Below are 14,431 nucleotides of genomic sequence, written 5' to 3' on the forward strand. Positions count from 1 at the left end.
CTCGACTCTGCTTTACGTAAGCCCGATGCAATACGAGAAGAACTGGCAAATGCAACAACCTTAGATACTCAACCCCGACGCCGGGTTAAGGGATACGTTTCTCGGGGGCAAGGTCAGAAATCTCCTTGCTCGTACCTCCCTCCTTTAAACCCTCTTCCACGATCGAAAGCCCAAAGAATCATCTTCGGGGGTTACACTTCGGGCCATGAATTTAAAGGCAAAGGAAGCAACCATGTCCGTTACGACCTCTCTTAGCGCCGGCTTTATGGTGGTTCACGGCAACCGCCTGGATGACCTGCGCAGCCTGGTTGTTTCCTGGATGCGGCGCTATCCGCTTGCACCTTTGGAAAACGAAATAGCCCTGGTGCAGAGCAACGGTATCGCACAGTGGCTCAAGCTAGCCTTGGCTGAAGACACGGATGATGACGATCTGGGAGGCTGCGGTATTGCCGCCGCCGTGGACGTTCAGCTTCCGGGCAGTTTCATGTGGCAGCTGTACCGCTTGGTGCTGGGCAAGGATGAGATTCCCGCCACCTCATTATTGGATAAAGGCCCGCTCACATGGCGCTTGATGCGGCTCCTGCCAGCATTGATCGATCAACCGCACTTCGAGCCGCTGCGGCGCTTCCTCACGGCCGATACCGATTTGCGCAAGCGTTACCAACTGTCCGAGCGATTGGCGGACCTCTTTGACCAATACCAAGTGTATCGCGCCGATTGGCTGGAAGATTGGGCGGCTGGCCGGCACCAGTTACGCAATGTTCGAGGTGAGGCCAAACCGCTGACCGAGGCCAACTGCTGGCAAGCCGAGTTATGGCGGGCGCTTCTGGGGGATGTCGGTGCCGAAGGTATGGCGCAGAGTCGTGCCGGTGTTCATCAACGCTTCATCGAGCGGATTCTTGATATGAGCGAAGCCCCCGCTGGACTACCTGCGCGGGTGATCGTTTTCGGCATCTCGTCATTGCCTGCGCAAGCGCTCGAAGCCTTGGCTGGCCTGGCTCGATTCAGCCAGGTCTTGCTGTGCGTGCACAATCCCTGCCGTCATCATTGGGCAGACATCGTCGCCGATAAGGACCTGTTACGGCACCAATACAAGCGTCAAGCGCGCAAGCCGGGCATGCCAGTGGTGCTCGATCCGCAAGCCTTGCATCAACATGCGCATCCGCTTCTGGCCGCCTGGGGCAAGCAAGGTCGTGACTACATCAATCTGCTGGATAGCCACGACGATCCTGGCAGCTATCGTTCTTCGTTCAAAGACGAACGCATTGACCTGTTCACCGACGGCGATCCAAGAAATATCCTCAATCAGCTACAGGACGACATCCTCGAACTGCGCCCGCTCGATGAGACCCGCGAGCTGTGGCCAGCGGTTGATCCGCTCACGGACCGCTCGATACGTTTTCATGTCGCCCACAGCGCCCAGCGGGAAGTCGAGATTCTTCATGACCAGTTACTTGCGCGGTTCAGCAAGGACCCAAATCTTCGTCCCCGTGACGTTATCGTCATGGTTCCGGATATCGACAGTTATGCGCCGCACATCCGTGCCGTCTTTGGCCAGCTCGAGCGTAACGACCCGCGCTTCATTCCGTTCACCCTCGCGGACCAGGGACAACGTGGTCGCGAGCCGCTGCTGATCGCTGTCGAGCACTTGCTGAAAATCCCGGACAGCCGCTTTCCGGTCAGTGAGATTCTCGACCTGCTGGACGTTCCTGCACTGCGGGCACGCTTCAAGATTCACGAGCGCGATCTGCCGACCCTGCACCGCTGGATCGAAGGTGCGGGCATTCGCTGGGGGCTCAATGCCGGACAACGTGCGGGCCTGGGCTTGCCGAATGCACTGGAACAGAACAGCTGGCATTTCGGCCTGCGCCGTATGTTGCTCGGTTATGCCGTGGGGGCCGGCGCTGCGTGTGACGGTATCGAACCCTACGATGAAATTGGTGGCCTCGACGCCGCATTGATCGGCCCGCTGGTAGCCTTGATTGATGCGTTGCAAGTGGCCCACAGCGAACTGTCCTTGCCGGCAACGCCACAAGAATGGGGGACGCGCCTGCAAGCGCTGTTGCAGCTGTTCTTTCTCGCTGACAGTGAACATGACGATTACCTGCTGGCTCAACTGGAGCAATTGCGGGAGACCTGGCTGGAGACCTGCGAATCAGTAGGTTTGCAGGATCAGCTGCCCCTCACCGTTGTGCGTGAAGCCTGGCTGGCAGGCCTCGATCAGGGTCGTCTGTCCCAGCGCTTCCTCGCCGGTTCGGTGAACTTCTGCACCTTGATGCCCATGCGCGCGATCCCCTTCAAGCTGGTCTGCCTGTTGGGCATGAACGACGGCGATTATCCTCGCGCGCAGCCACCGTTGGACTTCGATTTGATGGGCAGCGATTACCGCCCCGGTGATCGTTCGCGGCGTGAGGACGATCGCTACCTGCTACTTGAAGCGCTGCTTTCAGCGCGAGATCAGCTTTACATCAGTTGGGTGGGTCGCAGTATTCGTGACAACAGCGAGCGGCCGTCTTCGGTATTGATCGGCCAGTTGCGCGATCATCTGGCCAGCGGCTGGAAGCTGGCCAACGCCGTTGAACCGATGGACAGCAAAAAGCGCGATCCCGGCCAACAGCTGCTGCACAAACTGACCCTGGAACATCCGTTGCAACCTTTCAGCGCGCAGTATTTCCATGAAGGTACCGAGTTCTTCAGCTTTGCCCGGGAGTGGCAAGTGCTGCATGAACCCCGCGCCGAAGCTGCGCCATCCCCTGCGTTGACGGAGCACGAGCAGGACGAACCGCTCACCCTGGCGCAGCTCCAGGATTTCCTGAGAAATCCGGTGAAGCATTTCTTCAGTCAGCGCTTGAAAATCTATTTCGAAGTCGCCGAAGCGCCCCTCGCCGATGAAGAACCTTTCGTGCTCGATGCTCTCGAACGTTACGGCCTGAGCGACAGCCTGCTCAACGCTGCGCTGACGCAACCAGGCGATATCGACAGGGCGTTGCAAGCCCAGGCGGTAAAACTTCAGGGCAGCGGCCTGCTGCCCATGGCCGGTTTCGGCACCAGTTTGCAGGAAGAATTGATCGAGCCGCTGCCGGATTTGTTGCAGCGCTATGAAGATTTGCTGCGCAAGTGGCCGGAGCCGTTGAGCAGTGCCTTGCCAGTGAGCTACAGCCATCAAGGTATTGCGCTGGAAGGTTGGTTGGGCGGTCTGCATCGCAACGCGAAAGGCGAGTACCTGCTCGTCACCGCGATTCCCAATTCCATCGGCGGCAAGAAAACCCGTAAATGGCATCGCTTGATTCGCCCGTGGGTGCTGCATCTGGTGGCGTGCGCCTGTGACTTGCCGCTGAGCACCGCGCTGGTTGCCAGTGACGAAACCCTGCTCCTCGCGCCGCTGGATAAGACCCTCGCCACCGACGCATTGAATGATCTGCTCCGCGCCTGGCAAAGCGGCATGCGGCGGCCACTGCCGATTGCGGTAAAAACTGCGTTCGCCTGGCTCAGCCAAAGTGACAAAATAAAAGCTGAAGCCATGGCTCGCAAAGCCTATGAAGGTGACGGCCAGACCACCAACGGTGAGCGACGCGAAAGCACTGCGCTGGCTCGGCAGTTTGCGGATTTCAATGCGCTGCTCGACAGCGAAGAATTCAGCGGTTGGTGCCAATCGCTTTACAAACCGATATTCGATGCCCCATGGCAATCTCTGTCCAGCGAGGAGGCCAGCGCATGACGGTCAACCCAGAGCAAACCGCATCCCTGGCGCTACGTTTTCCACTGCGCGGCAGCCAACTGATCGAGGCCAGCGCCGGCACTGGCAAGACCTTCACGATCTCCGCGCTGTACGTGCGTCTGGTGCTCGGGCATGGCGGCGAAGATTCGGCTTTCGGCCGTGAGTTATTGCCACCGCAAATTCTGGTGGTGACCTTTACCGACGCCGCTACCAAAGAACTGCGCGACCGCATCCGCATCCGTCTCGCTGAAGCTGCGCGATTCTTTCGTGATGAAATCGCCGCGCCCGATGAGTTGATCGCCGAGTTGCGCGATCAATTCGGCGCCGAGCAATGGCAGGCCTGCGCAAGTCGCCTGGATATCGCGGCGCAATGGATGGACGAAGCGGCAGTTTCGACCATTCACAGCTGGTGTCAGCGCATGCTGCGCGAGCACGCCTTCGACAGCGGCAGCTTGTTCACCCAAACCCTGGAAACCGACCACAGCGACTTGCTGGGCGAGGTGCTGCGCGATTACTGGCGGCGCTTTTGCTACCCCATGAGCGGCGATGCGCTGAAATGGGTTCGCGCGCATTGGGGCGGTCCGGCGGCGTTGTTGCCTCGGGTACGCTCGCTGTTTGGCAGCGAACGCAAGGTCCCGGATCAGGAACCCGCCGAGCTGATCGCAGCGTCGTTGCAGCAACGGCGTGATGCGCTCAAAGCCCTGAAAGCGCCGTGGGTCGAATGGGCCAACGAACTGCATGTGATCTGCATGGACGGCGTGGCCTGCAAAGTGGTCGACGGTCGCAAGATGCAGGAGCGCTACTTCAAGCCCTGGTTTGACAAGCTCAACGCCTGGGCTGCCGACGAAGATCAGGAAGATCTGGATCTGGGCACCGGCTTCACCCGTCTGACTCCGGATGGAATTGCCGAAGCCTGGAAAAGCAATCCGCCTGCGCACCCGGCATTCGAGGCCATGGTCGAACTGAAAGTTGCGCTCGATACGCTGCCCACACCTGACGCAGCGGTACTGGAACATGCCGCCCATTGGGTCGGCGTGCGCTTTGAAGAGGAAAAGCGTCGCCGTGCGGAAATGGGATTCGACGACATGCTGCTGCGCCTCGATGCGGCCTTGCAGAGTTCAGGTGGCGAACGGCTGGCGACGTTGATTCGCGAACAGTTTCCGGTGGCGCTGATCGACGAGTTTCAGGACACCGATCCCGTGCAGTATCGAATTTTCGAAAGCATCTACCGCCTTGAAGAAAACGACCGGGAAACCGGACTGTTCCTGATCGGCGATCCGAAGCAGGCGATCTACGCTTTTCGCGGCGCCGACATTTACACCTATCTGCGCGCGCGCCAGGCGACTACCGGACGCTGGCATACGCTGGACACCAACTACCGCTCCAGCCATGCCATGGTCGAAGCGGTCAATCATGTGTTTTCACGTGCCGAACAACGGCCTGAAGGGCGCGGCGCTTTCCTGTTCCGGCATGGCGACACCAATCCCGTGCCGTTCTTTGCCGCGCGTTCCCAAGGGCGCAAGGAAACGCTGCAAGTCGACGGCGCAGCGTTACCGGCGCTGAATATCTGGCAACTGCCCAGCGACCAGCCGCTGTCCGGCGTGACTTACCGGCAGCAACTGGCAGCCAGCTGCGCCAGTGAAATCGTGGGGCTGCTCAATGGCGGCCAGCAAGGTCGTGCCGGTTTTGCCGCTCCGGGCAACGAACTGCGCGGCTTGAAGCCTGCCGACATCGCGATTCTGGTTCGCGACGGCAAAGAAGCGCAGGCGGTGCGCGCTGAGCTGTCGGCTCGCGGCGTGCGCAGCGTTTACTTGTCCGATAAGGATTCGGTGTTCGCCGCTCAGGAAGCCCACGACCTGCTGAGTTGGCTCAAAGCCTGCGCCGAGCCGGATTCCGAGCGCACCTTGCGCGCCGCCCTGGCCTGCATCACCTTGAATCTGCCGCTGGCCGAGCTGGAACGCCTGAATCAGGACGAACTGGCCTGGGAAGCGCGGGTCATGCAGTTTCGCGGTTATCACTTGATCTGGCGTACTCAGGGCGTGCTGCCGATGCTGCGGCGCTTGCTGCATGATTTCCAATTGCCGCAGACATTGATCGCGCGCAATGACGGCGAACGGGTGCTGACCAACCTGCTGCACTTGTCCGAATTACTGCAACAGGCCGCTGCCGAACTGGACGGCGAGCAGGCGCTGATTCGTCATCTGGGTGAGCATCTGGCACTGTCCGGTCAGGCGGGTGAAGAGCAGATCCTGCGTCTGGAAAGCGATGAGCAACTGGTCAAGGTCGTGACCATTCACAAGTCCAAAGGCTTGCAGTATCCGTTGGTATTTCTGCCATTCATTTGCTCTTCCAAACCTGTGGACGGCAGCCGCTTGCCGTTGCACTTCCATGACGAACAGGGCAAGGCGCACATCAGTCTGCAACCAACGGCGGCGTTGATCGAGCAGTCCGATAACGAGCGTCTCGCCGAAGATCTGCGCTTGCTTTACGTCGCCCTGACTCGCGCCGAATCGGCATGCTGGCTCGGCGTCGCGGATTTGAAACGCGGCAACGCCAATAGCTCGACGCTGCACCGCTCGGCCTTGGGCTATCTGTTGGGCGGCGGTCTGCCGCTCGCCGAGTCCGCTGGCTTGAGCATATGGCTGCGCGAGCTGGGTGAAGGCTGTGTTGGACTGAGCATTGAGAACCTGCCTGCGCCAACCGCCGAAACGTTCAGCCCGCCGCGTAACCAGGCGACTTTGCTCAAGCCGCGTATGCCCAAACGCCGTGCTGCCGAAAACTGGTGGATTGCGTCCTACAGCGCCTTGCGAATTGGCGACACGATTACCACCAGCGGTGATGAATCACCTGACAGCCCGCAAGCGCAAAAACTCTTCGATGATGAACGCCTCGATCCCGACGCGCCTCGGGAAGTATTGGTCAGCGGCGGCGATATCCATCGCTTTCCGCGCGGTCCGAACCCCGGCACCTTCCTGCACGGTTTGCTGGAATGGGCGGGCAACGAAGGTTTCGCCGCAGTAGCGAACAATCCGCAACTGCTGGAAGACGCTATCGCCCGGCGCTGCAATCGACGCGGCTGGGAAGGCTGGATCGGTACGCTGACCGGCTGGCTGCAACATCTGCTGAACATGCCGCTGCCACTGGCCGGCGACAGCCCGCCGATTTCCCTGGGTGCGATGGATCAAACCAACCAGTACCGCATCGAGATGGAATTCTGGTTCGCCTGCCACAGGGTCGATGTCGCGCAGATGGACAGTCTGGTGCGGCGCTACACCCACGGCAACGCGCCACGGGCGGCAGCGGAAACGGTCTCGCTGAATGGCATGTTCAAGGGGTTCATCGACTTGACCTTCGAACATGACGGCCGCTTTTACGTCGCGGATTACAAGTCCAATTGGCTCGGCCTCAATGACGAGGCGTATACCCAGGACGCGATGGTTGCCTCGATTCTGGACAACCGTTACGACCTGCAATACGTCCTGTATTTGCTTGCATTGCATCGCCAACTCAAGGCGCGTCTGGCCGATTACGACTACGACCGGCACATGGGCGGCGCGTTGTATCTGTTCCTGCGCGGCAACCATTCTGCCAGCCAGGGCGCGTACTTCACCCGACCGCCACGGGAGCTGATTGAAAGTCTGGACCTGTTGTTCCAGGGCAAATCATTAACCCCGGAATTCGCCCTGACTGGAGACTTCGCATGAGACGTTCATTCGCCGAATTGTTGCCGACGCCACTGGACGCGCAAAGTCTCGCCGACCTTGCGCCGTTGACCAAAGTCAGCGACTTGCTGCTGTTACTGGAGCGTTGGGCCGAGCGCGGCTGGCTGCGGGCGCTGGACAAAGCCTTCGTGGCGTTTCTCAGTGAACTTGATCCTGCGGCAGATTCGCGAGTGTTGTTGGCCGCAGCGTTGACCAGTCATCAGTTGGGCCACGGGCATGTTTGCCTGGACTTGTTTGAAACCCTGAAGGAGCCGGACTTCGCGCTGTCGCTGCCTCCCGAAGGTGATGCGCAAGGCGGGCCGATGCTGCTGCCGTCGCAGCTGTTGGTCGCTTTGGACGGCGAAGCCTGGTGTCAGGCGTTGCTCGGCAGCGCATTGGTCGCGCGCGGCGATGACCAAAGTGAAAGTGCCGCGCGCAGGCCGTTGGTGCTGTCCGATCGGCGTCTGTACCTGCGGCGCTACTGGACTTATGAACGACGCATCGACTCGGCGTTGCGTCTGCGACTGGCCCAACAGGAAGCCGCGCCTGCGGATCTGGCGCAGCGTCTCGACGGCTTGTTCGGGCCGGCCAATCCCGCCCCGGATGCGTTGATCGACTGGCAGAAGTTGGCCTGTGCTCTGGCAACTCGTGGCGCGTTCAGCATCATCACTGGCGGTCCCGGCACCGGCAAAACCACCACCGTGGTGCGTCTTTTGGCGTTGCTGCAAGCGCCAGCCGTGCAAGCGGGTCAGCCGCTGCGCATACGCCTCGCAGCCCCGACCGGCAAGGCGGCGGCGCGCTTGACCGAATCCATCAGCCAGCAAGTGCAATCCCTGGATGTCAGCGAAGACGTGCGGCAGAAAATCCCCAGTGAGGTGACCACCGTGCACCGGCTGTTGGGCAGTCGTCCGGGCACACGTCACTTCCGCCATCACGCGGGCAATCCATTGCCACTGGACGTGTTGGTGGTCGACGAAGCCTCGATGATCGATCTGGAAATGATGGCGAATCTACTCGATGCCTTGCCGCCTCATGCGCGCATGGTTTTGCTCGGCGACAAGGACCAGCTGGCCTCGGTGGAAGCCGGAGCGGTGCTGGGAGATTTGTGTCGCGATGCCGAAGCGGGTTTCTACAGTCCGCAAACCCAGGCGTGGCTGGAAGCAATCAGTGGCGAAAACCTCAACGCAAGCGTCCTGCAACAAGGTGATGCGCTGCAGCATCCGTTGGCCCAGCAAGTGGTGATGTTGCGTCATTCGCGGCGCTTCGGGCAGGGCAGCGGCATTGGTCAGCTGTCGCGTCTGGTCAATCGGCAACAGGTCGAAGCGGCGCGAGCCTTGCTGGCCGCCCGCAGTCACGGGGATTTGTTCGCCCTTGCCCTCAAGGGTGAGCAGGATCATTCCCTTGAGCGGTTGTTGCTTGACGGACATGGCCAGGGTCACGAAGGCCCACAAGGTTATCGGCATTATCTGGGGGTGATGACCGAGCAGCGTCCGCCGCTGGACGCCGCGCTGGAAGATGAATGCTGGAGCCGCTGGGCGCGCGCGGTGCTCGAAGCGTTCGATGCGTTCCAGTTGCTGTGTGCGGTGCGCAAAGGTCCGTGGGGAGTCGAGGGTTTGAATCGGCGCATCACCAGTGCGCTGTTCAGCGCCGGGCTGATTGAAGGTGACCAGCATTGGTATGAAGGCCGCCCGGTGTTGATGACCCGCAATGATTACGGCCTGGGCCTGATGAATGGCGACATCGGCATCGCCTTGCGCCTGCCGGAGCGCGATGGCGTCGAGGCGAGCAAGCAGGTATTGCGCGTGGCTTTTCCGCGTAATGACGGCAGCGGCGGGGTGCGGTTCGTCTTGCCGAGTCGGCTCAACGATGTGGAAACCGTGTACGCCATGACGGTCCACAAATCCCAGGGCTCGGAGTTCGCCCACACCGCGCTGATCCTGCCGGAAGCGCTGAACCCGGTGCTGACCAAGGAGCTGGTCTACACCGGCATCACTCGCGCCAAGCACTGGTTCAGCCTGATCGAACCGCGTCAGGGCGTGTTTGAAGAGGCGTTGCGGCGCAAGGTGAAGCGGTTGAGCGGGTTGATGTTGGGGGTTTGAAATCACTCCGTGGGAGCGAGCTTGCTCGCGAAGAGGCAAGTACATTCGACACATTCCTGTGCCTGAAAGAACGCCTTCGCGAGCAAGCTCGCTCCCACTGATCTTATCGACTTATTTATCTATACCCATAAACTGCACAACCCGCTCTCCGGCGTGACCGGCGCGAATGGCTTGTGGGGCGGCGTCGGCCTGGATTACGCCGTTTTCCATGAAGATCACCCGGTCGGAAATCGACATGGCAAAGTCCATTTCGTGGGTCACGATCAGCATGGTCATGCCTTCTTTGGCCAGGTCGCTGATCACCTTCAATACGTCGCCCACCAGCTCCGGGTCCAGCGCCGAGGTCGGTTCGTCGAACAGCATGATTTTCGGGTCCATCGCCAAGGCACGGGCGATGGCGACACGCTGCTGCTGGCCGCCGGACAACTGATGCGGATACTTGTGCGCGTGGGCCAGCAGGCCGACTTTATCCAGCAACGCGTAGGCGCGCTGTTCGCTTACGGTTTTGTCGCGGCCGTGATAACGCGGCGCCAGGGTGACGTTGTCGAGAATGGTCCGATGCGGGAACAGGTTGAAGTTCTGGAACACCATGCCGATGCGCTGCACACCCCGGCGGATTTGTGGATTATTCGGCTTGTCGCCGGCCTGGATGAAGCTTTCCCCGAACAGGATGATCTCGCCCTTATCGATGCTTTCCAGGCCATTTACGGTGCGAATCAACGAGGTCTTGCCTGAGCCGGACGGGCCGATAATCGAAATCACCTGGCCGCAATTCACTTCCAGATCAATGCCCTTGAGCACTTCATGATGGCCGTAGCTTTTATGAATGCCGCGCAGCTGCAAGGCGGGCGCGGCGCCATTGTCGGTGGCAACGGCAGTCTGCAAAGCCTGCGAGGCAACACGCGTTCGCAGTTGCCCAAGGCTGGCATCGTCCAGGGTTTGTGGCTTGCGGTTGTTCAGTTCCAGATGCCGTTCCAGCCAGCTGAACAGCCAGCCGAACACGGTCACGATCAGCACGTAATACACTGCCACCGCCGACAGGGTTTCCATGACCAGAAAATTTTGCGCGTACAGGCGCTGGCCAACCGTCAGCAGCTCGGTCAGGGAAATCACCGAGACCAGCGACGTCAGCTTGACCACCGTGATGTATTCGTTGATCAGCGTCGGCAGAGAAATCCGGAAAGCCTGCGGTATCACGATCAAACGCTGCAAGCCGATGAAGCCCACCCCCAACGCACGCCCGGCTTCCTTCTGGCCCTTGGCCACGGAGATCAGGCCGCCACGATGGATTTCCGCCATGTACGCCGCTTCTGTCACGACCAAGGCGAGCAGGCCGGAGTAGAACGGGTTGGACAGCACTTCCCGGGTAAACGGAAACATCTGCGGCAGGTTGTAGACGAACACCACCAACACCAGCAGCGGGACGCTGCGGAAGAACCAGATATAAATCGATGCCGGAATGCTCAGCAGACGTGATGTCGACAGCTTGGCCGACGCCAGCAGGAAGCCGAGCAGCATGCCGATGAACCAGCCCAGGGCGCTGAGCTGGATCACGGTGATGCACGACTCCCAGAAGTCCGAGACCGAAAACAGAGAAAAAAAGTAGGACCATTCGAATTGCATGTACACCTCAAGCGTTCAGGCTTGCGCCAGTCCGCGGACCCTCATTTTTACACACCGTTGGAGCGAGCGGGCGGCGTTCCGACTTGCCCGCGAAGAGGCCATCAGATCCAAAACAATTCGTATCTGACAAATCGCCTTCGCGGGTAAGCCTCGCTCCAACGGATCATCTATTTGCTGCGCTAATCAGTTACCCGGCTCTTCCAGGTTGTACTTCTTCAGCAGGGCCGCGTATTCACCGGATTTCTTGGTTTCGTCGAAGGCTTTGAGCAGCGCCTGATACAGCTCGTCGTTACCTTTCTTGACGTAGATGCCCAGGGTTTGCTGATAGATCGAATGCTCGGTGCTGACCACCACGCGGCCTTTGGTGCGTTCGGCGATCATGCCGGCTGCGCCGTCGATTTCCACCTGCGCCTGAACGTTGCCCGACAGCAGTGCCTGAGTCACTTCCGGCGCGGACGGGAATTCACTCACCGCGATCGCGCCTTTCTTGTTAGGCACGCAGTAATCAGTCGACAGCTTGTTGAATTGCGCTACCCAGGTGGTGCCTTTTTCCAGGCCGACTTTCAGGCCGCAGAGATCTTCCGGCACCTTGGGTTTGAGCGGGCTGTCCTTGAGCACCATGATCGCCGCGCCGGTCTTGGCGTACGCGATGGTTTGCGCCTGGGTCTGACGCTCCGGCGTGATGTACATGCCGGAAATGATCGCGTCGTAGTGTCCGGCATTGAGGCTCAGGATCAGGCTGGAGAACTTGGTGTCGACGAATTCAGGCTTCAGCTCCATGTGCTTGGCGAACAGGCGCGCCAGTTCCGGGTCGGAGCCGACAACGTTTTTCTTCTCGTCATAGGACTCGAACGGCGGATAAGTGATTTCCATACCAACTTTGAATACGCCCGGCGTCACGGTGGTCGCGGCGTGTGCGAGGCCCGCGCCGAGCACGGCGGCGGCAAGCACGGTCAAGCGGACAGCAAGGTTGTTTTTATTGCGCATCGTCGGTGACTCCGAGGTCAGAAGGTAGGGCACGGTTGGTTTGAATCAGATACTTCAGTCATGCAATGCGCGTCTTGAAAACCATCAGGACGGTTCCGTCGTCTGGTTCTTCAAGTGGCCGAAACTCGAAGGTTTGCGGGCTTTTTCATACAGCTTGAGTTCGCCGTTCTCCACTTTCTTGCGCAGGTACGAGTAGGTTTGCAGGGCCTGGCCGAACATGTGTTCGCCAATGGTGATCTCTTCGTAATCCTTGCCATCCTGAATGAATTGCGGCAACGGCTTGATTTGGGTATGGAAATCGCAGGCGTAGAACAGCGGGAACGAGTAGCGCTCTTCGCTGACAGTCCTGACCCGGTGGGCCGTTGCAACGAACGTACCAGCGGTCATCACTTCGAGCATGTCGCCAATGTTGACCACGAACGCGTCTTCAACGGGCGGCGCGTCGATCCATTGGCCTTGATCGTTCATCACTTCCAGGCCCGGTTTGTCAGCGAGCAAGATCGTGAAGCACTCGTAATCGGTGTGCGCACCAATACCGGGCGCGTCCTGCGCGGCGCCGTCGAACGGGTAGTGGATCAGGCGCAGCTTGGAAGGCGGACGCGTGACCAGCGCCTCGAAATAACCTTCCTCAAGTCCAAGCGCCAAAGCGAAGCCGTCGAACAGCCGACGACCCAGGGCAAATACCGCGGCGTAGTAGGCCTGAACAGCCGGCTTGAAGCCCGGCAAGTCCGGCCATTCATTGGCGCCGATCAGCGGGGTCTTGGCGATCACCAGCGGGTCTTCATCGCCGACTTCAAAGCCGATATCGAAAGCTTCCTTGTGATCCGGCTTGCCCTTGGCGTACACCTCTTCGCCTTCCGGGACGAAGCCTTTGTGGCTGCGCGACGTGCCGATGTAATGCTGCATCTTGTAGTCGAGCGACTGGGCGAACAGATCCTTGGCCGCCTGCCGCAAATCGTCGATCAGCTGTTTGTCGATGCCATGATTCTTGATGTAGAGAAAACCCACTTCCCGCGCCGCCGCGCCGAGTTCGTCGGCCACGGCCTGACGCTGGGCAAGGTCGGCGCTGAACAGCCCGGCGATATCCACCACCGGGATGCTGCTGAAATTGGCGGTTTGAGTGCCGTTTTTATTGTGTTCAGGCATGACGACAACGCTCCTTTAACGACGGGTCGATTGAGTGAAGTGCTGGAAATGTTCGCGCTCGGTCTGACCCATCCACACGTTCAGCGACCACAGATCGGCCACCGGAACATTGGTAAAGGGCAAGTGATGCAGATAACCGTCGGCGCCGAATTCCGGGGTCAACGTGCTGACCTGATAACCCCGCGCCTGTTGCGAGCGCCAGATGGCTTCCCAGTGTTGTTGATGGAAGGTTAGCTCTTTGGCGTATTCCGGCGCGGCGGGATGCGGCACCTGCGGGCCTTGGTCATAGCCGACTCGCGCCTGAATGTGATGCACGCGTTCGACGAAGGCGCCGAGGTCATCTTCCGGGTCGTTGAGCAGGCGTTCGCAGGTGACGATCCAGTGGCTGATGTCGCTGGTGAACAGCAAGTCGGGCAGCTGGCGAATCAGTTCGAGGGTAATCCAGGGATTGAACAGTGAGCGGGAGCGATGGGTTTCAAAGGAAACCACGTGGCCGTGCTTGCGCGCCAGATCCAACGCCTGGCCGAAGAAGTCCACTTGCTGCGGCAGCTGCCAGCGGTCGTTGCCGGCCAGCACATTGACGAAGCGCGGCGTCAGCTCACCGGCCCAGCCGAGCTTTTTGTCCAGATCGACCAGGTGCTCGGCAACGGTGGCGGACTGTTCCGGCAGCACGTCATAGGCGGTGAATACGGTGCTGATGTAGCCCACCCGGTTGGCGCGCAGGAATGCGGCAAACTCGGCGCGCTCGGCGCTGGCCAGCGGCAGGCGGGCTTCCATGCCGTCGAAGCCGACCTTAAGCAATTCTTCCAGTGCTTGTGTCTTGCTGGCGGTGTAGCCCCAAAGCGTGCGGAAAATTTCCAGTTTCATCGATCGACCTCAAAGATTACTCAAGCGACTGGCGCAACTCGCCCGCGGTGTTGGTTGACCGGAGCAAAAAAATCATTAGCGGGCAGTAGCAAACGGGAACGTAATCTGCGGGCCGATCTCTTTGGAACGGTCTCAATGCTGGCGATCTTAGGGGCGCATCACGCGAGGGAAGAATAGGAAAGCTCAAATCCATAGTTCAGAGATTTCTAAACTAATGCACGGCGTTGGCCGAACCCTTGTGGGACCGGATTCATCCGGGAAGACTTTTTTCCAGGCGATACAAATGCATT

The 14,431-nt window shown here is 59.8% G+C and carries 7 protein-coding genes; 3 read left to right on the plus strand and 4 right to left on the minus strand.

Going from position 1 to position 14,431, the window contains the following annotated elements; all coding sequences use genetic code 11:
- Positions 1 to 232: 232 nt before the first annotated feature.
- Genes recC through recD form a run of 3 tightly spaced genes read left to right on the plus strand, consistent with a single transcriptional unit; the run spans position 233 to position 9,518 of the window.
- Positions 233 to 3,718 (plus strand): exodeoxyribonuclease V subunit gamma, encoded by a 3,486-nt coding sequence (gene recC, locus ACP7E4_RS28340; RefSeq protein WP_426119311.1) that lies wholly within the window; start codon positions 233 to 235, stop codon positions 3,716 to 3,718.
- On the plus strand, positions 3,715 to 7,422 hold the full coding sequence (recB, locus tag ACP7E4_RS28345) for an exodeoxyribonuclease V subunit beta (RefSeq protein ID WP_426119313.1): 3,708 nt from the start codon (positions 3,715 to 3,717) through the stop codon (positions 7,420 to 7,422). Before recC ends, recB begins: the two co-directional genes overlap by 4 nt.
- Positions 7,419 to 9,518, plus strand: a complete 2,100-nt coding sequence (gene recD, locus ACP7E4_RS28350; protein ID WP_426119315.1) for an exodeoxyribonuclease V subunit alpha — start codon at positions 7,419 to 7,421, stop codon at positions 9,516 to 9,518. Before recB ends, recD begins: the two co-directional genes overlap by 4 nt.
- Before the next feature lie 111 nt (positions 9,519 to 9,629).
- Here the strand turns inward: recD and ACP7E4_RS28355 are convergent, their stop codons facing one another.
- The 4 genes from ACP7E4_RS28355 to ACP7E4_RS28370 form a co-directional block, all read right to left on the minus strand.
- On the minus strand, positions 9,630 to 11,141 hold the full coding sequence (locus tag ACP7E4_RS28355; RefSeq protein WP_426119317.1) for an amino acid ABC transporter permease/ATP-binding protein: 1,512 nt from the start codon (positions 11,139 to 11,141) through the stop codon (positions 9,630 to 9,632).
- A 183-nt stretch (positions 11,142 to 11,324) separates the two neighbouring features.
- The gene (locus tag ACP7E4_RS28360; protein ID WP_426119319.1) at positions 11,325 to 12,128 is read right to left on the minus strand and encodes an ABC transporter substrate-binding protein; all 804 of its coding nucleotides are present in this window, start codon (positions 12,126 to 12,128) and stop codon (positions 11,325 to 11,327) included.
- Between the two features lie 84 nt (positions 12,129 to 12,212).
- Positions 12,213 to 13,274, minus strand: coding sequence for an isopenicillin N synthase family dioxygenase (locus tag ACP7E4_RS28365; RefSeq protein WP_426119321.1), 1,062 nt, complete (start codon positions 13,272 to 13,274; stop codon positions 12,213 to 12,215).
- Between the two features lie 15 nt (positions 13,275 to 13,289).
- Positions 13,290 to 14,141, minus strand: coding sequence for a sugar phosphate isomerase/epimerase family protein (locus tag ACP7E4_RS28370; protein ID WP_426119322.1), 852 nt, complete (start codon positions 14,139 to 14,141; stop codon positions 13,290 to 13,292).
- Between the last annotated feature and the right edge of the window lie 290 nt (positions 14,142 to 14,431).

The organism is Pseudomonas sp. DSP3-2-3, assembly GCF_049898225.1.
GTDB lineage: Bacteria > Pseudomonadota > Gammaproteobacteria > Pseudomonadales > Pseudomonadaceae > Aquipseudomonas.